This is a genomic window from Marinomonas sp. PE14-40 (genome assembly GCF_051623805.1).
Classification (GTDB): domain Bacteria; phylum Pseudomonadota; class Gammaproteobacteria; order Pseudomonadales; family Marinomonadaceae; genus Marinomonas.
In genome coordinates this window covers 1,544,965-1,564,315 of sequence record NZ_CP130700.1, presented here as the reverse complement: position 1 = coordinate 1,564,315, position 19,351 = coordinate 1,544,965, and the positions used below count along the sequence as shown (strand labels likewise).

The 19,351-nt window shown below is 40.9% G+C and carries 21 protein-coding genes; 14 read left to right on the top strand and 7 right to left on the bottom strand.

The window, feature by feature from the left end:
- Positions 1-94: 94 nt before the first annotated feature.
- From Q0A08_RS07125 to Q0A08_RS07110, 4 genes are all read left to right on the top strand, one after another.
- Complete coding sequence (locus Q0A08_RS07125; protein WP_438465789.1) at positions 95-538, top strand: DoxX family protein; 444 nt, start codon at positions 95-97, stop codon at positions 536-538.
- A 23-nt stretch (positions 539-561) separates the two neighbouring features.
- On the top strand, positions 562-1,335 hold the full coding sequence (locus tag Q0A08_RS07120) for a pirin family protein (protein WP_438465787.1): 774 nt from the start codon (positions 562-564) through the stop codon (positions 1,333-1,335).
- A gap of 56 nt (positions 1,336-1,391) precedes the next feature.
- Entirely contained in the window at positions 1,392-1,997 is a 606-nt protein-coding gene (locus Q0A08_RS07115; RefSeq protein ID WP_438465785.1) for a malonic semialdehyde reductase, read from the top strand.
- Between the two features lie 62 nt (positions 1,998-2,059).
- Positions 2,060-3,043, top strand: a complete 984-nt coding sequence (locus Q0A08_RS07110) for a glutathione S-transferase family protein (RefSeq protein ID WP_438465783.1) — start codon at positions 2,060-2,062, stop codon at positions 3,041-3,043.
- On the opposite strand, the gene Q0A08_RS07105 is transcribed toward Q0A08_RS07110, so the two are convergent.
- On the bottom strand, positions 3,040-3,984 hold the full coding sequence (locus tag Q0A08_RS07105; protein ID WP_438465781.1) for a helix-turn-helix domain-containing protein: 945 nt from the start codon (positions 3,982-3,984) through the stop codon (positions 3,040-3,042). The two genes, Q0A08_RS07110 and Q0A08_RS07105, sit on opposite strands and share 4 nt — an antisense overlap.
- 142 nt (positions 3,985-4,126) lie before the next feature.
- Here Q0A08_RS07105 and Q0A08_RS07100 point away from each other — a divergent pair, with 142 nt between their 5' ends.
- From Q0A08_RS07100 to Q0A08_RS07065, 8 genes are all read left to right on the top strand, one after another.
- Positions 4,127-4,432 (top strand): NIPSNAP family protein, encoded by a 306-nt coding sequence (locus Q0A08_RS07100; RefSeq protein ID WP_438465779.1) that lies wholly within the window; start codon positions 4,127-4,129, stop codon positions 4,430-4,432.
- A gap of 133 nt (positions 4,433-4,565) precedes the next feature.
- Entirely contained in the window at positions 4,566-4,883 is a 318-nt protein-coding gene (locus tag Q0A08_RS07095; protein WP_438465777.1) for a YciI family protein, read from the top strand.
- Positions 4,884-5,012: 129 nt separating this feature from the next.
- Entirely contained in the window at positions 5,013-5,432 is a 420-nt protein-coding gene (locus Q0A08_RS07090; protein ID WP_438465775.1) for a GNAT family N-acetyltransferase, read from the top strand.
- A gap of 203 nt (positions 5,433-5,635) precedes the next feature.
- The gene (gene iadA, locus Q0A08_RS07085) at positions 5,636-6,799 is read left to right on the top strand and encodes a beta-aspartyl-peptidase (protein ID WP_438465773.1); all 1,164 of its coding nucleotides are present in this window, start codon (positions 5,636-5,638) and stop codon (positions 6,797-6,799) included.
- A gap of 169 nt (positions 6,800-6,968) precedes the next feature.
- Positions 6,969-7,325 carry a hypothetical protein gene (locus tag Q0A08_RS07080; RefSeq protein ID WP_438465771.1) on the top strand — a complete coding sequence of 119 codons (357 nt, stop codon included), beginning with the start codon at positions 6,969-6,971 and terminating at the stop codon, positions 7,323-7,325.
- Between the two features lie 706 nt (positions 7,326-8,031).
- Positions 8,032-9,024, top strand: a complete 993-nt coding sequence (locus Q0A08_RS07075) for a GGDEF domain-containing protein (protein ID WP_438465769.1) — start codon at positions 8,032-8,034, stop codon at positions 9,022-9,024.
- A gap of 112 nt (positions 9,025-9,136) precedes the next feature.
- Positions 9,137-9,739: a TetR/AcrR family transcriptional regulator gene (locus tag Q0A08_RS07070; RefSeq protein ID WP_438465768.1), complete on the top strand. Its 603-nt coding sequence runs from the start codon at positions 9,137-9,139 to the stop codon at positions 9,737-9,739.
- A 69-nt stretch (positions 9,740-9,808) separates the two neighbouring features.
- Positions 9,809-11,062 (top strand): NADH:flavin oxidoreductase/NADH oxidase family protein, encoded by a 1,254-nt coding sequence (locus Q0A08_RS07065; RefSeq protein ID WP_438465767.1) that lies wholly within the window; start codon positions 9,809-9,811, stop codon positions 11,060-11,062.
- A 129-nt stretch (positions 11,063-11,191) separates the two neighbouring features.
- On the opposite strand, the gene Q0A08_RS07060 is transcribed toward Q0A08_RS07065, so the two are convergent.
- A complete protein-coding gene (locus tag Q0A08_RS07060) occupies positions 11,192-12,046 on the bottom strand; it encodes a transporter substrate-binding domain-containing protein (RefSeq protein WP_438465766.1) in 855 nt (284 codons plus the stop codon).
- 354 nt (positions 12,047-12,400) lie between these two features.
- Between Q0A08_RS07060 and Q0A08_RS07055 the strand changes: the two genes are divergently transcribed.
- Positions 12,401-13,288 carry a cation diffusion facilitator family transporter gene (locus tag Q0A08_RS07055; protein ID WP_438465765.1) on the top strand — a complete coding sequence of 296 codons (888 nt, stop codon included), beginning with the start codon at positions 12,401-12,403 and terminating at the stop codon, positions 13,286-13,288.
- A gap of 121 nt (positions 13,289-13,409) precedes the next feature.
- The gene (locus Q0A08_RS07050) at positions 13,410-13,655 is read left to right on the top strand and encodes a YdcH family protein (RefSeq protein WP_438465764.1); all 246 of its coding nucleotides are present in this window, start codon (positions 13,410-13,412) and stop codon (positions 13,653-13,655) included.
- A 99-nt stretch (positions 13,656-13,754) separates the two neighbouring features.
- Here Q0A08_RS07050 and Q0A08_RS07045 read toward each other — a convergent pair whose 3' ends face one another.
- From Q0A08_RS07045 to Q0A08_RS07025, 5 genes are all read right to left on the bottom strand, one after another.
- The gene (locus Q0A08_RS07045) at positions 13,755-14,153 is read right to left on the bottom strand and encodes a nuclear transport factor 2 family protein (protein ID WP_046019413.1); all 399 of its coding nucleotides are present in this window, start codon (positions 14,151-14,153) and stop codon (positions 13,755-13,757) included.
- 104 nt (positions 14,154-14,257) lie between these two features.
- Positions 14,258-15,118, bottom strand: a complete 861-nt coding sequence (locus Q0A08_RS07040) for a crotonase/enoyl-CoA hydratase family protein (protein ID WP_438465763.1) — start codon at positions 15,116-15,118, stop codon at positions 14,258-14,260.
- 212 nt (positions 15,119-15,330) lie between these two features.
- Positions 15,331-16,935, bottom strand: coding sequence for a GMC family oxidoreductase N-terminal domain-containing protein (locus Q0A08_RS07035; protein WP_438465762.1), 1,605 nt, complete (start codon positions 16,933-16,935; stop codon positions 15,331-15,333).
- Positions 16,936-16,959: 24 nt separating this feature from the next.
- On the bottom strand, positions 16,960-17,571 hold the full coding sequence (locus Q0A08_RS07030) for a hypothetical protein (protein ID WP_438465761.1): 612 nt from the start codon (positions 17,569-17,571) through the stop codon (positions 16,960-16,962).
- A gap of 91 nt (positions 17,572-17,662) precedes the next feature.
- Entirely contained in the window at positions 17,663-19,114 is a 1,452-nt protein-coding gene (locus tag Q0A08_RS07025; RefSeq protein WP_438465760.1) for a coniferyl aldehyde dehydrogenase, read from the bottom strand.
- Positions 19,115-19,351 lie beyond the last annotated feature (237 nt).

Sequence of the window (19,351 nt, the reverse complement as noted above, 5' to 3'; positions counted from 1 at the left end):
TGAACTAAAGGTTCAATATATATCGTTTTTTTTTAATTAATGCAGGAAATATAATCTCTCCATCGATCAAAAACAATGAAGTTTGGAGAATGTTATGTCTTATTTAGAAATGATTACCCGCTCAAATAATAGTTTTGCCGCTTTCGCTTTACGTCTACCTGTCGGTTTAACTTTCATGGCTCATGGTGCTCAAAAACTGTTTTCTTGGTTTGGTGGATATGGCCTAGAAGGGACAGGGCAGTGGATGGCATCTATTGGTTTAGAGCCTGGCTACTATATGGCGTTAATGGCAGGTAGCACAGAATTCTTTGGTGGTCTCGCGCTTGTCTTTGGCTTTTTAGTTCGACCTGCTGCTGCCATGTTAGCTGTCACCATGTTAGTTGCAATTTTCAGCGTACATTTTGTCAATGGTCTCTTTATGAGCAACAACGGCTATGAGTTTGCATTAGCACTATTAGCTGTCTCTGTATCATTGGTCGTAAGTGGTGCAGGCAATCTGTCTCTGGATAAGCTTATCGCAAAAAAGCAATTCAACTAGACCCCTTAAATAAGGAGCGCAACATGGAAAGGATAGAAAAACGAGACGCATCAAAACTACATTACTTAGCCAGTAGTCCAATGCATCCAGCGAATACATATTTCCATTTCTCATTCGCGAATTATTACGATCCAAAACGCATGGGGTTTGGTGCTCTTAGAGTATTTAATGATGATGACATTAGTCCCAAAAATGGCTTTGGGCGTCATCCCCATAGGGACATGCAAATTATTAGCTATGTGGTGCGAGGCCAGCTTACCCATTGGGACAGCGTTACTAATACGCAAGAAACCATAGGTCGAGGCCATGTTCAGGCAATTTCAGCAGGCACAGGTTTATGGCATTCAGAAATGAATATTCATGATGAATGGTGTCGGTTTCTACAAATCTGGATTTTGCCTGAACAAGCAGGCGGTCCAGTACGTTATGAACATAAAGCATTCACCCCAGAAGACAGGGCCAATAAACTAGTTCATATAGTGGGCAATCCAAGTAACAAGACAGACGTGCCTTTATATGTGAACACTAATGTAAACCTTTATGCCAGTGAAGTGATTGATAACCAGAGCCAAGTTGAATTCCAACTTAAGCCCGGTCGACAAACCTATATCAACTGTATTGAAGGGGATTTAAACGTCGCTTTAACCGCTGAAGGTCAAGTTAAAGCAAAAGAAGGCGCTAGGGTTGAAGTTTTAAGTGAAAAAGACACGCTGGAAATAAGAGAAGCCCAGTCTTTGGTTTTTTCATCAAGCACAGGATACGGGCACTTCATCATTATTGAGATGCCAGCGGATTAAGCTCGCAAGATGATCACCGACCAAGCCCAAATCGACTAATTTTAGAGGAGTAGATAATGCAATCAGCACAAGATAGTCAATTATCAGCGCAAACATTAGAGCAGGTCTTCAGTTCTGCGAGAAGTTTTAATCGTTTTCAAGATATCCAAGTAAGTGATGAGCAAATCAAACAGCTTTATGACCTGCTTAAATGGGGCCCTACTTCGATGAACTGCCAATCAAGCCATCTTGTTTTTATTAAAGGACAAGAAGCGAAACAAAGATTGCAAAACTCACTGATGCCAGGCAATCAAGAGAAAAGTCTAGCAGCGCCAGTGACCGTTATTGTCGCGAGCGATACGCAATTTTATCAGCATATGCCGACGCAATTTCCAGCAGTACCGGGCGCTAAGCAAATGTTTGAAGAAAATGCAGCGCTACGTGATAGCACGGCTTTTCGTAATAGCTCATTACAAGGTGCTTACCTGATCATGGCTGCACGTATGTTAGGGCTAGATTGTGGCCCAATGAGTGGGTTTGATAATACGGCTTTAGATGCGGAGTTTTTCCCAGAAGGGCGTTATCAATCAAACTTTTTAATTAACTTGGGATATGGCGAAAAAGACGGCGCTCATCCAAGAGGCCCAAGACTGGCCTTTGAAGAACTGGCTCAGATCCTTTAACTAAAATATCAACTAAATCCAACATAAGACGTTTACCCAAAGCAGGTGAAGGGGAGATAAAGATGGAAAAGATTCAATCAAATTGGAAAAGCAGCATTAAAGCCGGTGAATACAAACGCAAAGATTCGCAGTTTAGACATTGGATAACCGCCGATGGCAGTGCGGGAATGTCAGGGGATGCTGGTTTTCAAGCAGAAGCGAATAGATACCATCTTTTTGTTTCCCTTGCTTGCCCTTGGGCGCACAGAGCACTTTTATTTCGTAAGCTAAAAGGGTTAGAAGCGTTAATTAGTGTCAGCGTGGTTCATCCCGATATGCATAGCCAAGGTTGGAGTTTTGAGCATGATGAAAATTCAGCCAAGCTTTATGGCACAACAGGTGACACCCTAGCAGATAGTACTTATCTTTCAGAAAAGTACTTTGCGAACCAAACGGATTACCAAGGTAATATCACTGTGCCACTACTTTGGGATAAACAGCAAAACCGTATTGTTAATAACGAGTCATCCGAAATTATTCGCATGTTTAATCAAGCGTTTAATGGCATCACAGGTAATGACTTAGACTTTTATCCGAGTGAGTTACAAGCGCAAATTGATGAGATCAATGAGCTGGTTTATCACAAAATTAATAATGGTGTGTATAAATCAGGCTTTGCTACGACACAGGGTGCTTACGAGAAAAACGTTACAGGTTTGTTTGATGCACTTAAGGCTATCGAAGGCATACTTACCAAGCAAAGATACCTAGTTGGCGATCAACTAACTGAAGCAGATTGGCGCTTATGGACCACCTTAGTTCGTTTTGATGCGGTTTATCATACTCACTTTAAATGCAACCTAAAGCAGCTGAATGAGTTTCCTAATATTTATCAATACATACTCGAACTCTATCAAATGCCGGGGATTGCCGAGACAGTTAACATGGCGCATATCAAACGTCATTATTATGCTAGTCATTTAGCCATTAACCCTTATGGCATAGTGCCTGTAGGACATGAGCAAGATTGGACTATTCCTCACACGCGTGATGCGCAATTTGACTAGCACATTTTCTTCAAGGCAAATTGACGACGATATTGACTAGGAGAGATAGTCAAATACTGACGAAAACAATGGCGCAGGGTCATAGGATTATTAAAGCCAGATTGGATGGCGACTTGCTCCATATTAAGTTTATTTTCTTCTAGCAAACGTTTAGCAAGGTCTAAACGCTGTTGAGTAAGCCAAGTTTTAGCACTCACCCCCATACTTGCTCTAAAGTGTCGATCAAAGCTACGTCGTGACATTGCCGCTTGTTGCGCTAAAGAGTCCACATTAATCGGTGCATCTAGATTGGCTTTCGCCCAGTCTAGCGTTTTCGCGAATAATACCTGATGAGATAGTATAGGCGTTTCCACAAACTGAGCCTGTCCACCATCCCTATGGGGAGAGACGACCAAGCGTCTCGCTACTTGGTTAGCGATAGTATGACCAAAATCTTCACGTATAACGGCAAGGCTAAAGTCGATGGCGGCAGCACTACCCGCTGAGCAGCCAATATTGTCTTTATAAACATACAAAACATCTTCAACAAAAGTGACATCAGGGTAGCGTGTTTTAAAGGTATCTGCATAGGCCCAATGGGTTGTTGCTTCGCGGTCAGTTAAAAGCCCACATTCAGCCACAAAAAAAGCGCCCGTACAAAAAGATAAAATGCGGCCACCCTTGTGATAAAAAGACTGCACCCTGTCTATCACATCTTTATCAAGTGTCTGTTCTGGATACCAGCTTGGGATAACAAGCGTATCGAACTCAGCTAAAGACCGAACCAGTCTGATATTCATACTGACTCCCGCCACAGTGTTTACTTTTTGATGCTCAAAGCTGATTACCTCACCCTGATACCAGTTTGGAATCTCGGGTCTAGCGAGTGCAAAGAACTCAGTGGCACAACCTAGTTCAAATAAAGACGCGTTTTGTTTGCAGAGAATGGCAACCTTGTTCATGGGTTTCCTTCTATAAGTTGTAGGCAAAAGGCTTATGAAAATACTTGGCTTATTTTTATCGATAAATGACTTATAAGCCAATTTTTTATTTAGCATTCATTACTTAAGATGGTTTTTAAATAAACAAACTACGGAGAAAATCATGGTGACATGCGTAATACATTATCGGGTTGATGCGGATAAATTGGCAGAATTTGAGCATTATGCGAAATTATGGATAAGCCTAGTGAACAAGTTTGGCGGCCAACACCAAGGTTACTTTTTACCTTCAGAAGGGGATAACGATCTTGCAATCGCCATGTTTACCTTTGCGAATTTGGCTAAATACGAAGCGTATAGAAACGCATCTTTTACAGATGAAGGCTGCCAAGCCGCTTTTGAGTACGCTAAACAAACCAAATGTATTCAGTCTTACAAGCGACGCTTTTTTAGACCCGTATTTTCATAGAGTTGTAACATTGCCTAATTCAGCCCTTCTAGCTTGCCCTTTACCGCTCTTCTTTTCGGGGAAGAGTTTCAGGTAAAAAATAATTTTTATATTAAAGTTAAATCATAAAACTTATTTTTATCCTGAGGTTAACATGGCACATTATTTAATTACTTATGTGGGTACACCAAGAGAAATGGGTCGAGATGAAGGGCGACAACATATGGTGAAATACCGAGATTGGCTAGATAATCTCGGTGATGCGGTTATTTCAGCAGCAAATCCAGTACGTAATACTAAAACCATCGACAGTGAAGGTAGGATTAGCGAAGGGAGTGTGAGCCATATGTCTGGTTACAGCATTATCCAAGCAGAATCCGACGAAGCTGCTTTAGCTATAGCGCAAGCGTGTCCTTATCTTGAAGTTGGTGGGCAGTTAGAAGTGTCAGAGTTAGTGCAACTATCTAGCTAAATCAGATAAGAAAATAAGATTAATAAAGCAGTCCTTTTTAATAGGCTTAGCCTAAAGACATTTGCATTATAAGTGTTATGATGAAATGAGTTTTATCAGGCTTTGCTAATTTAAGGAGTTGTTTTATATATGGAAATCAAAGAATATGATGCTAAATACCAATCTCAGTTAGAGCATATATATTTAACCGCACGGCAAGACACCTTCAGTTGGATAGATACCAGTGATTACCAACTTTCAGACTTTCTTGAAGATACAAAAGGCGAGAAGATCTGGGTAGCAGAAGACCAAACAGGCGTATTAGGTTTTATTGCTGTTTGGTCTCAAGATCAGTTCATTCATCACCTGTATGTCGATAAAAAAGCCCAGCGAAAAGGTGTTGGAAAACGTTTAGTGAATACTGTTAGTCAGTATTATCATCAAGCAATCAGACTTAAATGCCTTTGTAATAATCAAAACGCCATTCAATTTTATCAATCTCAAGGTTTTAAAATACTGAGTAAAGGTGTAGATAAGGCTGGCGATTATCTTTTTCTTCAAAGAGATTAATATCTAGGGGTTAATAGCGAGATACTTTTCCTCAGACACAAGTGCTCAGAAATAAGTTTTTCAAAATATGAGTTTAGAAATAAAATTTAAGAAACTAATGTCAGATAGAAAAAACACATATTTATAAATCCATGTAACTCATTAAAACAAATTGATAAAAGCATTGTTTAAAAAATAAAAACAAAAGGATAATTCTGCCTACTATGTCCATCACTATAATCAAAAATGCCGACCTTTATGCACCAGAGTCATTAGGGCTTAATAATCTACTTATTTGCCATGACAAGATAACCAGTATCAGCAAAGAGAGTATTGAGCTGCCAAGCTCAATCGAACATGAAGTAATTGATCTAGCTGGCGATAAACTAGTGCCTGGCTTTATTGATGCCCATGCGCATATTACAGGCGGCGGGGGAGAGGCAGGGTTTGCCACACAAGTGCCAGTATTACCTATTAGCGAATTTACCTCAGCAGGTGTCACAACGGTTGTTGGTTTATTAGGTACTGATGATACAACCCGAAGTATGGAAAACTTGATCAGTCGAGTATATGGCTTACGAGAAGAAGGCATGAGCGCCTATTGCTGGTCTGGCGGCTATCATTATCCTCCTCGCAGTTTAATGGAAACTGCCAAACAAGACATGGTATTTGTGGAGCCTGTGATAGGTATAGGCGAGTTCGCTATCAGTGATCACAGATCAAGCCAGCCCAGTTATGAAGAGGTTATTCGGCTTGCCAGTGAAGCGCATGTGGCAGGCTTAATGACAGGCAAAGCAGGTATTGTGCACTTCCACCTTGGCGATGGCGAACGTAAATTAGAGCTACTTGAGCGAGCAATTAAAGAAACTGAAATCCCCGCCAGAGTATTTAACGCAACCCATGTAAACCGTAATAAAGCCTTATTTGATCACGCTTGTGAGCTAAATAAACTAGGTGCCTATATCGATATTACCGCTTTCCCGGAGTCGTTTAATAAGCATGGATATCATGCTTATCAAGCAATCGAACTGGCTGTGAAGCGTGATTTATCTTTAAACCAAATTACCATCAGTTCTGATGGAGGCGGCTGTCTACCAGAGTTTGATGCATGCGGTAAGTTAGAGCACATGGCGTTTGGTAAAGCCCAAATTCTGCCAGATACCTTGGCTTCACTCATACGAGAAGGCCATTCTTTAAGTTTAGCTTTAAGTTTTATTACCTCTAATGTGGCAGAACTTTTAAAGTTTTCGCATAAAGGCAGAATCGAAAAGAATAGAGATGCGGACCTAGTCGTACTAGATGCAAATTATCAAGTGAAGCATGTTATGGCATTAGGTAAATGGCATAAGCGTGATGGCGAAATGAGTATTAAAGGAACCTTTGCATAAAAACCTTAATAGTTAAGCCAACATTAAGGCTTTCTTACGAAAAGAATAAAAGCATATAAATAGAGTAAAAAAATAGTTTAGATATGTTTAAAATTCACAGATAATATTTCATATTGTGAATTATTTAATAAAGTGATAAAAATTGGAATTAAAGCAACAGGGAAGATATATGCTATTAGGCGAATTGCCGTTTGGCGTTTTTGAAGAAATTGAACCACGAATTATGGAAGTTACTATAAACCAAGGGGTTCAAGTCAGTGAAAAAAACATAGAAGAAATCGAGCAAGGTTTATTAGAAAAGTATCAAGGTGAATATGCTCTTTTAATTAATCGTAAAAATGCTTACTCCCATGGACACGAATCTTTAGCAAGAATTGGCGAGCTTAAAAATGTCAGCTCTATCGCCATTCTTGTTTACAGCGAGACCTCTTTAATGGCCGCTAAAATACATCTCGTTTACTCTAAGAATGTTCAAATATTTACCGATAGAAACTCGGCAATCAACTGGCTTAGAAACTGCCAATAAGTTTAGTGATTAGTTATAAGGAACCTGTGATTAAGTCACCTCTTCTCTGTCTGCTCTTCTAAGGTATATGGGAAAAAGTATCACACAAGGCGTTACTTTGCGTTTACTAATAGAAAACCAGTGTAGGTACCTTTCGAGAAGTGACAACACAGGGTGCTACTTTTTCTGAAATGCCGTTTAGGTATTCTTCAAAGACCCGAAGGGCGTGGTCTCAAAGCCCTATCTTTACGTTGAAGAGCTTATCAATAGAATAACTATTAAGTTGCGCTCCTCGCCATAAATCTAGTGGCTTTTATCCACACGCTGAGGCGGGAGGACTTATTCGCAGGTCCCTTAAGCGAAAACTTATCTATACTGGATTGAATAAGAGAGGCGAGTCGAGAATAAGACTTCCCGAAACAGGGAGTGTAAGTGGTTAAAGTAAATAGGGCTTTAACTACTGGGTGTGCTTAGGTTTTCACATAATCTATTTAATGTCAGCCTTAATATATTTACCTCATAAAATTTAAACAATGAGGCGCATTAAGAATGGGTGACTTGATAGACATACGTACCTTATTGATAAATAGCAGCTTTCTTAGTTTTTTTTGCGGTAGGGCTATTTCTTTTTTCTCGTTTTTATCCTTCGTTTATTGGCATTAAGTTAATCGCTGGCGCTCTGCTAATAAACTTTTTCGCTTTAAGTTTGAATGGTGCTCAACAACATGTGCCAGACATCATTTCAATTGTTTTAGCTAACAGTGCTATTTATCTGAGTTTCTATCTCGTTCTATTGGGTTTCTCACGTTATCTTTCTGTCCCTATTCCCAAGAGTAGCTGGCTAAGTTTAGTGGGCTTCTGTGTGACGGTTGCAGGCATGATGTATTTTACCTATACCCAATATGACGTGAATGCCCGCATCATGATAATGAGTAGTACGAGTGTGATGCAGCTTGTATTAATCAGTTTACTTCTATTAAAAGGTAATGAAGAGTTTGGAAAAGCAAGCATGCGAGTCTTGTCATTAATTTGTCTGCTCTCTGCCAGTTATTTTGCCTTGCGAGGACTCATAGTCAGCCAATCAGTACAACTGGGCTTCTTTATGGATGCGGGCTTATTACATTCAATGGTGCTCATTGTGTACCAAGTATTAGTCGTCAGCTTTAGTTTTTCGATTGTATGGATGACAACCACAAACCTAGAACTCAAACTAAGGTTACAAGCATCGTTAGACCCATTAACTCAGGTTTATAATCGTCGGGCATTAGATGAAATAGTGGCAGATAGAGACGTAAGTTCTAAGCTCAATCAAGTGCCATTATCAGCCATCATGCTCGATATTGATTACTTTAAAAAACTAAACGATGGTCATGGCCATAAAGCTGGCGATACCGTGTTGCAAAAACTTGCCATGATACTCACCAAAAATACCCGAGAGAACGATTCAGTCGCATGCTACGGTGGCGAGGAGTTTATTATCTTACTGCCAAATACCAGCCGAGAGCAGGCAGAGCGAATGGCAGAAAACCTCAGAGTTCAGCTGTCCGATGAACACTTTAGTTTGGATAACGGTTCAGATGAAGCATTACATATCAGCGCCAGCTTTGGCGTAGCAACCCGTGAGAGTGAAGTCGAAAACTGGGAGAATGTATTCAAAAGAGTCGATGTCGCCTTATACAAAGCAAAAAGAACAGGCCGTAACAAGGTAGAAAGTGCTTAGTACGAATTTCCATCTTGTAAAAGTGTGCATGTCGCTAAGCATAAATGTGTACAAAAAAAGAAACATTTCATTGCCTCTTTAATTAAAAGACGATCGGTCATATACTCACCCCATGGCTAGACCAAGACGAAGTGAATCAACCAGAGAAGCATTAATAGAAGCGGGGATCATCCACCTTTCTGCTAATGGCTATCATGGAACCGGCATTAAGCAGATCCTAGATGAGGTAAAAGTACCTAAAGGATCTTTTTACAATTTTTTTGCGAGTAAAGAAGCGTTTGTAGCAGAGTTAATTAAGGCATACACCCAAGATTTAATAAGGCAATTTAGCCAGTTTTTTGAGTATGAAGGGGCACAAATGGATGCCCTAGCCAAGCTTAAAACAATCGTTAACCTGAGTCTCATTAAGTACGAAAAAGTTGAATTTAAGCATAGCTGCCTAATCGCGACCATATCGGCTGACATTGACGAAGGGAATGACCTTTGCAAACAAGCACTAAATCTTTCTGTCGATGAATGCTTAAGGATTTTCACCACCTTGCTAGAGATAGCTCAAGCAGAGGGGAGTATTCGTACAGATATCAGAGCTGCGAAAATGGCAAAGCTTTATTGGTCTACTTGGCAAGGGGTGTTACTGAGGATGCGAGTCACTCGGGATAAGCAAGAAGCCCAAGAAAATATGTTTCTATTACTAGAGACGTTATTAATAAAATAAACAAAAGCCCGCGGGGCTTTTTATTTGCATAGTTAAAAGACGACCGGTCTAATAATATTGGAGAAGTAAATGCAAAACACACAAACGAAAGAGCAAGGGCTAAATGGACTTGGCGACAGCTTCACCTTAGCAGGCGGTCAGACAATCAAAAATCGTTTTTTCAAGTCAGCCATGAGTGAACAACTTGGTGATAAACACCATAACCCTATCCCAGGCTTAGCCAAACTTTATAGCCGTTGGGCACAAGGGGGCATTGGCTTATCTATGACAGGCAATATCATGATAGATAGAAATGCCCTAGGTGAGCCTAAAAACGTTGTCTTAGATGAAAAATCAGATCTTGTTCAGTTCAAAGCCTGGGCGAAAGCCGGAAGAGAAAATGACTCTCACCTTTGGGTTCAACTTAATCACCCAGGTAAACAGATTCCTAAATTTATCTGTGAAGAGCCGGTGGCACCTTCTGCAATTGCCTTAGAAGGGGGTTTAGAAAAAGGGTTTAACAAACCCCGTGAACTAAGTGAAATTGAAATAGAAGGCATTATCAAAAAGTTTGCGAGCAGTGCAGAGCTTGCTAAAAACGCAGGTTTTAGTGGTGTACAAATTCACGGTGCGCACGGTTATCTGGTGAGCCAATTCTTGTCCCCAAGACACAATCAAAGACAAGATCAATGGGGTGGCAGTATCGAAAACCGTATGCGTTTTGTTTTGGCTGTTTATCATGCCATTAGACGTAAAGTTGGCATTAACTTCCCAATTGGTATCAAGCTAAACTCTGCCGATTTTATGAAAGGTGGCTTTACTGAAGAAGACTCAATGCAAGTGGTTAAAACCTTAGCCCAAGCGGGTATCGACTTGATCGAAGTGTCAGGTGGTACCTATGAAAGTCCGTCAATGATGGGACATAAAGCCAAAGAATCAACTGTAAAGCGTGAAGCGTACTTCTTAGATTATATCGAAAAAGTCCGTGAGCTGGTGGATACACCGCTTGTGCTAACGGGTGGCTTTCGTTCTGCTCAAGGTATGCAAGCAGCGCTAGATACAGGTGCGACAGACTTTATTGGTATTGCTCGTACAACAGCAGTAGACCCAGATTTTCCTAACAAGCTATTAGCCGATGTTAACCATAAGCAAGAACTTAAAGCGCTAACAACGGGTGTCAGGTCGCTCGATAAAATGGCCATGTTAGACATAACTTGGTACGAACAGCAGCTTGCCAGAATGGCGAAAGGTAAAGCACCAAAGCCCAACTTGAGTGAGGTGAAAACCTTTATCAAGGTGTTTATGGGAGCAGGCTTTTACGCTTTTAAGAAGAGACGAGCTTAAAAAGAGACAGGCTTAGTTGTTTTAACAGAATACAAGAATTTCAAGCCTTTTGAACATAGTAGGCTTAGGGCGTCTTTTTATGAAGACGCTTTTTTTTGCCTGTTATTTTTACTTACTTTCCTCTTTCTACTATTTATAAAGGTCGTGCATCTTAATCGCGAAGCGACTGGTTTTTAAACCATACAACTTTTCAAGCTCTATGAGATAACCGCTAGCATGCCAATCAATAACAATGTCTTTTAAGTAGGCTTTAAACTCGTCTTCACCTCGTTTAACGGTAAGACCCCAAGGAGTATTTTTAATCGAGTCTAAAGGCATTTCAAAACGATTTTGCCAGCGTTCATCATGGAGTTGGTGGTTAATAAAAGAATCATCATATACAAAGGCAAGACATCTGCCTTTTCTTAGGGCTAACAAAGCATCATCAGTCTTATCAAAAGCGATAATAATCGCCCCATAATCCATCTTGGTTGTATGATTATAAAAAGCGCCTCGAATACCACATACTTTTTGTCTATGTAATTGCTCCCAAGAGTGTAATTTGGCGTTTTTCCAAGCTAAAACATTCGTGCCTGAAGAGTAATAGGCGGGCTCCACAAAGCTTACAACTCTATGTCTTTCAAAATGGTTGCTGACAGTTGCGATAAGCAAATCGGCCTGATCTTCAATTAGATACCGCATTCTATTGCTGCTTTTTACCGTAACAAGCTTAAGCTCAACCCCAAGTTTTTGTGCAACGTCTTTTGCTAAATCCACTTCAATGCCCGTCAGGGTACCGTCTGCTAATTTAAAGCCATAGGGTTGATAGTCTGCTTTGACACCAACCGTGATATAGCCTTTTTCTTTAATGTTCTCTAAGGCTTGAGCATGGGAGAATTGCGAAGAGAAAAACAACAAAATCAAGGCGCTGACAAGTGAAGTATGCCAAGTAAATTGGATAAAGGCTTTATAAATACACGTGCAGAAACAAGACAAAGCATTCATCTGTTTGTCCCCTTAATTCAATATTTAATGATGAGAAAATCACTCATCCATATGCAACAATATCGCTACCTAGCTCTCAGCATGAGGCATTGCAGAAAGGTTAATAGTCACTTATTAAAGTTAGTAACTCGATCACTCTTGTCAAATTTAAGGGCATTCTTATGATAATAAATTTTTATATGGCAAGTGATAAAATGCATATTTATGTTTCAATTTTTAAGAAAATGAACTTTGTGTGGAGATAGTGTGTTTTGGCCTTCGAAAAGTGGCATTGTATTAATCCCGTGCCTTATGATTGGGTTTTGATAAATCGCATTCTTCGACATCTCATTTTTTATTCAATAGGTAAGTTTTATGGGACATGAGCACCATCACGATCAAGGTTCAAATAGCCAGTTAATTATGGCCGTGGCGGTTAACGTACTTCTTACCATTGCTCAGGTGGTAGGTGGTGTTTTATCAGGAAGCTTATCCCTTATTGCCGATGCGCTGCATAATTTAAGTGATGCCGGAGCCATTCTAGTGGCGCTGATTGCCAGAAATATAGGCCAACGGTCAGCCACATCCAGCATGACATACGGCTATAAAAGAGCCGAGATTATCGGTGTTCTTATCAATAGTACCAGCTTGATCCTAGTGGGTATTTATCTAATATTTGAAGCCATAGACACCTACTTTAATCCAACGCCAATCAATGGTTGGATCGTATTTTGGGTAGCAGGCATCGCGCTTGTTATCGATATCATCACTGCACTGCTTACTTACAGTGCTGGCGCGAAAGACAACATGAATATCAAAGCGGCATTTATTCATAATGTGTCAGATGCACTGGCCTCAATTGTGGTCATTATTGCTGCCATACTCATCATAAATTACGAACTTTATATTTTTGATGTGATCGCTACTATTGGCATTTCAGCTTATGTCATTTTCCATGGCATTCTTTTATTGAAAAAGAGCGTGCTGATTATCATGCAAGCCGTACCAGATAATATCGACCTTTCAGAGCTTAAACTCACCATTAACACCATAGAGGGTGTGGCGAATATCGAGCATGTACATGTATGGCAACTAGACGATAAAAAAGTCTTCTTAGAAGGGCATCTTGTTTTAGACGAAGGTAATGCCGAACAGATTAAACAGCGTGTACGTAATGTTCTTGAAAGCCAATTTAGTATTGGTCATAGCACCTTAGAAACCAGTTACGATATTAAGCGTGCTATCTTGGATGATCCTATCTAGGGAGCCTGCGAATAAGTCCTCCCGCCTTAGCGAATTCTTTGAAGCGAGTTTGATAAAACCCACTATGATAAGAACCTAAGGTCATTCATTTTATTTAAACAAAAAGAGCGGGAGTTTTTTTATGTTAGGCGAAAACCATTTACTTACAACAGACTTTCCTGAATTCACAGATACGATCAAAACTTTGTGTGAGCAGGACAGTCAATTTCAACAAGAGAACAGCCGTTACACCTTGTTAGATAAAGAAATACGTGAGCTTGAGCTAAGCAATACACCGATTAGCGATGACGAAATGCACAAACTAAAGCATGATAGAAGCACACTTAAAGATGCCCTCTATGCACGCCTTAAACAGATGCCTGCTTAATAAACCGATATTTAAATCAGAGCATGTTTGAAAAGCGTAAAAAGCAAAAAGAAGAGCATTGGCTCTTCTTTTTGTTTAAGCACTTTAAAGATAGAAAACTTACGGTTTAGGAATAAAGCCAGCATCCTGTAGATGTTTGGTCATTTTATCGAACATAAGCTGTAGGCCATTCATAGGGCGCAGCATGACTTCAAAGTGAACGATCTGACCTTGTTCATTCCAACGGATTAAATCTATGCCTTTAATCTTCTTATCATCAACTCGAGCGCTAAACTCAAGTGCAAGGTTTTGATCATCTACCCATTGTCTTTGATATTCGAAATCTTCAAAGATATCCATCACCATTTTCAGAATGTACTGAGTAATATCTCGGCCTTTTTTAGGCGCCCAAAGGGTAGGGGAATGGAACTCAACATCCTCGGCTAATAGTTCTCTTAATAGAGCCATATCCTTGTTATAAACAACCTGATGCCAACGTTCTAAATTTTCCTGACTCATGTTTTATCCTTATTATTTTTATCGTTTAAAACTTATATTTTTAGTCTATGCTAGGGTTTTCTTTACACCGTATTCTTTATGCCTTCTTTTTTAAGAAAGTAGCCTTATTCTAATGGGGCTTTAACTGGGCAAAGTTCGGCAAAATTCGTATCACGCTTTTGGGTTTTGGCCATAAAGGCTTCCATCATGTCGGTTTCAGGTTGGAACATACCCGCCTGCCAAAGTGCCATTTGTTTAAGGCTTTCATCCACACTGTGATCACGGCTAAAGTTGATCATCTCTTTACAGCCAGTTACCGCAAGAGGAGAACGTTGGGCAATCTCTGCGGCAATCTCTAATACGCCTGCCACCATGCTTTCTTGATCATCAAAGACACGGTTTACCAAACCTGCTTCTTTGGCTTCATCCCCATACATACGACGGCCGGTAAAGGCTAATTCTCGTACTAATCCTAATGGCATCAGACTAGGTAATCTTTGTAGGCTACCCACATCGGCTGTCATACCCAATTTGGTTTCTTCAATGCTAAAGAAAGCATCTTTGGTGCTATAACGACAATCTGCCGCTGCGGCTAAATCGAGTGCACCGCCAATACAGCCACCTTGTACCGCAACCAATACGGGTAAACGAATTTCTTCTAAGACACTTAAGCAAGCTTGAAGCTGTTGCACAGTACGTCGCAGGTTTTCGTGCTTTCGACCAAGTTCCATCTTTTTACGCTTCATACCGGTAAAGACAGAGAGGTCCATACCCGCGCTAAAGTGTTTACCAGTAGAGGAGATGACAACAACACGGGCTAATACTTCGTCATTTATCTTGTGCATTAGCTCAGGTAGCTCACGCCAGAAATCAAGATTCATGGTGTTTAACTCATCAGGTCGAGTAAATTGCACATGGGCAACTTGGTTCTGAATCTCAACCTTCATTGTTTTATAAATAAGGGTGTTATCGTCTTGATCACTCATGGTAATTCCTTAAGGCAAATGGCTCTGGCCAGAAAAATGGATAACAAAAGAGCCAGAATCTAAGGCTCATTTTGTTTAGCTTGCTTTAAACTATAGATGTATTTTGACACTGTCAAGATTCAAAATACAAATGTGATTTACCAAGAGTTATAAACAGTGGTGATTTCTTGTGAGAGAAAAATTAGCCTTATTAGACGCTATTTCAGCTTGTTTCAGCCCAATTTTAAACTTTTCTTAGCCAAAGCCGTTGCATTTTTACAGGCCATACCATAAATCGATAATTGCGGGTTCGCGCCAATACTGGTGGGGAATACAGAGCCATCAAACACATAAAGATTATCTAAATAATGGTATTTACCTTGGCTATCAACCAAGCATTTTTCTTTGTCTTCTCCCATAGCCAATCCACCCATAACATGGGCGCTGCCCACAAGAGGTCGACAAGAAATATAAGCGAAGTTTTCGATCGCGGTTTTGCAATCAGACCAAGAGGTGTACCACTCACTATCAATATGGGCCAGCTTGACGGCCTTAGCGCCAGCGGCAAATTGTAGCTCTGCCATTTTAAAATGAGCATCTTGTATGCCTTGCCAAAGATAATCATTGATAGGGTAATCAATAATCGGGCTGCCATCCTCAGCAAGCTCAATAGAACCACCGATACTATCTTCATTAAAACCATCACGCATTAGGGCTATCATGGCATTGAGATGCGGCAGTGACTGCATATCTTTCACATGTTCTGGTCCATGGCCTAACAAAAGGGCCGAGGTTAAACTGGGGTGAAGTGGCGGCACTTCAAGTTTATAGCCCACTTTGCCTGTCACACTTTGCCATTGGTAATGGTCCGAATAAACCGATTGTGGTGCGCCATAATAAGGGGCAATTTCCTCATCAAACTTAGCAAACGAAAAGGCCACAGGGTGTAAAAAAGTACGTTTGCCAATCAGGTTTTCTGGGTCTGGCGCATCAGATCTCAGCATCAAAGCTGGGCTATTAATGCCGCCTGCTGCCATCACAAAAGTATCAGCCTTTATTTCAAGTTCGCCTGCTTTTGTTTTGATTTTAACGCCAAGCACTTTCTGCTTTTTATCATCAAATATAAGTTGCTCAGCAGGGGCGTTATAAATGAGTTGCGTATCTTTTTCTAACGCCGCAGGAATCGTTGTTACCAACATGGATTGCTTCGCATTCGTCGGACAACCCGTACCGCAATAACCAAGGTTCCAACAACCTAAGACATTACGCGGAATCGTCTTCCAAGGGATGCCAAGTGCTTCTGCTCCTCGGCTCAATACCGCATTGTTTTCGTTAGGAGGAACAGGCCAAGGGCTGATATTTAATCGTGTCTCCATTTTCTCAAACCAAGGTGCCATCTCGCTTTCAGAGCAGTTTTTTAGCTGGAACTCATCCTGCCAATGTTGCAAGGTTTGTTTGGGCGTACGAAAACTAGAAGTCCAGTTGATCACTGTCGAACCACCGACACAGCGACCTTGTAAAATCGACATACTGCCGTCTTTGTTCATACGGCCAGCATGCTCTTGGTAGAGGTTTTTATAGGCGCGGGTTTCGTCCATATCAAAGTCATTGGTGGTTTTAAGTGGGCCCGCTTCTAATATGATGACCTTCAACCCAGCTTGCGCCAATATCTCGGCACTGGTGCCACCGCCAGCCCCAGAACCTATGATGACAACATCGGCTTTGAGTGTTTGGCTTTGGCTAATTTGGCTGCCATCTAAGGTGCGCCAACCTTGGTTAATACCCTTTAAAACGGGGTCTGGAATACCACGGATTTCTGCCAAGTTACGTTCTGCCATAGTGCTAACCTAATCTAAAAAGGGTTATAAAGAATTGGAAACCGAAGTGGGGATTTTGACAGGTGGCCCTGGATAGCCTGTTTGAGCAAAGCTCTCTTTTCTGGCGTACCAACACAAATTAATCAGCTTACATACTGAGAGATAACCCATACGTTTTAATTCGAAGCGGCTATCACGCCAACCCACCAAAAAAGACTCAATATCTTCATGGCTGGCTTCTGGCCAATTTGCCCAAGGTGCCCCCGCTACAAAGCGTACAGGTGCATAAGCCATCACATCAAAAAGCTGCTGCATCTGTTTTTGGTTAAAGGCATTAAAATGGAAAATCATCTTATCTAGTGCCATCAGTAAGGCGTTATTCTCATCCTGATTGAGGGAGGTTTTCGCTAGCACAACCGGGAAGAGGGCCGCTAAAAACTCAGCAGAGCTGGGGGTTAAAAAACGGTATTCAAGCTTTTCAGTACTACTACTCTCACTCGCCTCAGCCTTCACGGGAACAAGAGCAGGCACAAGACCTGACGCCAAGCTTAAGCCGATTGAAGAGGTGAGACTCAATTGCAAAAAGCCACGACGGCTCGTGCTTAATCGCGTTTGAGGCTTGTCTGCATTTGCCTGTGTATGCTCAGAATGAGGCATGAATTCACCTTTATTATTTTTGTGGTGATGCACTGGCAAATACAGCCAGTGCGAATGATATATGGAAATTAGGTTTTGAAAGGCAATAACGCTAACGAATAAAAAACTTATAAATGAGCTTATGAATAGGGCTTTTATATGGTGCGTAGGCAAACTTCGCGCTGTTGAAATGCCCTTTGGTATGTACCGCTTTCGCTTTAGAAAAGGTTAAAAAGCCTTCATAACCATGGTATTGGCCCATGCCAGAGTCACCTATGCCACCAAATGGCATATCTTCTTGAGCAAGGTGTACCAGTGTGTCATTCACACATACACCGCCAGCATGGCTATGTTGCAACACATGTTCACGCTCTTGTTTGTTGTAACCAAAATAATAAAGGGCAAGAGGGCGCGCTCTATCATTCACATAATCAAGGGCTTCATCTATGTTTTGGTAACTAATAATCGGCATGATAGGCCCGAATATCTCATCTTGCATGAGAGTGGATTCTGCATTCGCATCTTCTACAATAACAGGTGCCATTTTACGGCCTGAGCTTAAATCTTCGTTTTTAGGGTTAATCTCATGGAGAATCGCACCTTGCTCTTTGGCTTCATCTAACCAGCTATTTAGCCTTTGGTGTTGCGCCTCGTTAATGATGGCACTGTAATCATCATTGTCTTTAATGCTTGGGTACATCTTGGTAAAGACTTGCTGATAAGTTTGGATAAACTCTTGTTCGCAGCCTTTAGGCAATAAAATATAGTCAGGGGCTACACAAGTTTGCCCTGAGTTAAGCGACTTACCAAAGCACAAACGCTCGCAAGCTTCTACCATGGGTGCATCTTGGCTAATAATCGCAGGGGATTTACCACCCAATTCTAGAGTCACTGGCGTTAAGTTTTTCGCCGCTGCAGCCATCACATGGCGTCCAACCGAGGTAGAGCCAGTAAATAAAAGGTGGTCAAAGGCTTGTTCTGTAAAGGCAATCGCGGTTGGTGCATCCCCTTCGATAATCGCTACCTTATCTAGCTTATAAATACTGGCTAGTAATTTAGTCAGTACTTTATTTAGGTTGGGGGTAAATTCCGACATCTTGATCATGGCACGGTTACCCGCGCTTAATGCGCCAACCAAAGGGCCTAGCGCCAAAAAGATAGGGTAATTCCAAGGCACGATAATACCCACAACCCCAACAGGCTGAAAATGCACCTTATTGCTTGCTGGCATAAAGAGTAAACCCACTTTGCGTTTGCTGGGCTTCATCCATTGTTTGAGATGTTTAATCGCATAGTTAATAGACTCTATCGTCGGCATAAACTCAGCTAGCAAGGTTTCATCACGAGAGCGCACACTAAAGTCTTGGTTAATCGCCTCAATCAGTGGCTCTTTAAATTCAAGCAAAGCTTGTTTTAACTGCTTAAGCTGGTGGATACGTTCTTGATAAGTCGGAAGCGGGTTTTTACGATAGGCCGTTTTTTGAGAAGCGAGCAAGTTACTAATATGCAAACTTGGATTAAGTTCGGTGAGTTTCGAGCATGATTCTACGATTCTAGGTTGCATGTAACGCTCCACATAAAACTGGCGATTATTATTGTTGATAATTTATACACTGAAAGTCAGTTTAGAGTAAATACTCTAATTTGCAATACGTATGACTTGATAATGTGATATAACTTAAACTGATTTTGTTTCGATGGCTTTTGTGATTAATCGCTTTTACGCTTATGGTTGTTTCGGTAAAAACCATTTCTTTCAATAGTGAATCAGACTAATGCCTAAATAGATTTATAAAGAGCA

Excerpts from the sequence above, each read along its gene's own strand:
- Q0A08_RS07045 (WP_046019413.1), bottom strand. The coding sequence starts at position 14,153 with ATGAGTCAGGAAAATTTAGAACGTTGGCATCAGGTTGTTTATAACAAG.
- Q0A08_RS07080 (WP_438465771.1), top strand. The coding sequence starts at position 6,969 with ATGCTATTAGGCGAATTGCCGTTTGGCGTTTTTGAAGAAATTGAACCA.
- Q0A08_RS07115 (WP_438465785.1), top strand. The coding sequence starts at position 1,392 with ATGCAATCAGCACAAGATAGTCAATTATCAGCGCAAACATTAGAGCAG.
- Q0A08_RS07035 (WP_438465762.1), bottom strand. The coding sequence starts at position 16,935 with ATGGCAGAACGTAACTTGGCAGAAATCCGTGGTATTCCAGACCCCGTT.
- Q0A08_RS07120 (WP_438465787.1), top strand. The coding sequence starts at position 562 with ATGGAAAGGATAGAAAAACGAGACGCATCAAAACTACATTACTTAGCC.
- Q0A08_RS07025 (WP_438465760.1), bottom strand. The coding sequence starts at position 19,114 with ATGCAACCTAGAATCGTAGAATCATGCTCGAAACTCACCGAACTTAAT.
- Q0A08_RS07105 (WP_438465781.1), bottom strand. The coding sequence starts at position 3,984 with ATGAACAAGGTTGCCATTCTCTGCAAACAAAACGCGTCTTTATTTGAA.
- Q0A08_RS07065 (WP_438465767.1), top strand. The coding sequence starts at position 9,809 with ATGCAAAACACACAAACGAAAGAGCAAGGGCTAAATGGACTTGGCGAC.
- Q0A08_RS07100 (WP_438465779.1), top strand. The coding sequence starts at position 4,127 with ATGGTGACATGCGTAATACATTATCGGGTTGATGCGGATAAATTGGCA.
- Q0A08_RS07070 (WP_438465768.1), top strand. The coding sequence starts at position 9,137 with ATGGCTAGACCAAGACGAAGTGAATCAACCAGAGAAGCATTAATAGAA.
- Q0A08_RS07040 (WP_438465763.1), bottom strand. The coding sequence starts at position 15,118 with ATGAGTGATCAAGACGATAACACCCTTATTTATAAAACAATGAAGGTT.
- Q0A08_RS07030 (WP_438465761.1), bottom strand. The coding sequence starts at position 17,571 with ATGCCTCATTCTGAGCATACACAGGCAAATGCAGACAAGCCTCAAACG.
- iadA (WP_438465773.1), top strand. The coding sequence starts at position 5,636 with ATGTCCATCACTATAATCAAAAATGCCGACCTTTATGCACCAGAGTCA.
- Q0A08_RS07095 (WP_438465777.1), top strand. The coding sequence starts at position 4,566 with ATGGCACATTATTTAATTACTTATGTGGGTACACCAAGAGAAATGGGT.
- Q0A08_RS07125 (WP_438465789.1), top strand. The coding sequence starts at position 95 with ATGTCTTATTTAGAAATGATTACCCGCTCAAATAATAGTTTTGCCGCT.
- Q0A08_RS07055 (WP_438465765.1), top strand. The coding sequence starts at position 12,401 with ATGGGACATGAGCACCATCACGATCAAGGTTCAAATAGCCAGTTAATT.
- Q0A08_RS07050 (WP_438465764.1), top strand. The coding sequence starts at position 13,410 with ATGTTAGGCGAAAACCATTTACTTACAACAGACTTTCCTGAATTCACA.
- Q0A08_RS07110 (WP_438465783.1), top strand. The coding sequence starts at position 2,060 with ATGGAAAAGATTCAATCAAATTGGAAAAGCAGCATTAAAGCCGGTGAA.
- Q0A08_RS07060 (WP_438465766.1), bottom strand. The coding sequence starts at position 12,046 with ATGAATGCTTTGTCTTGTTTCTGCACGTGTATTTATAAAGCCTTTATC.
- Q0A08_RS07090 (WP_438465775.1), top strand. The coding sequence starts at position 5,013 with ATGGAAATCAAAGAATATGATGCTAAATACCAATCTCAGTTAGAGCAT.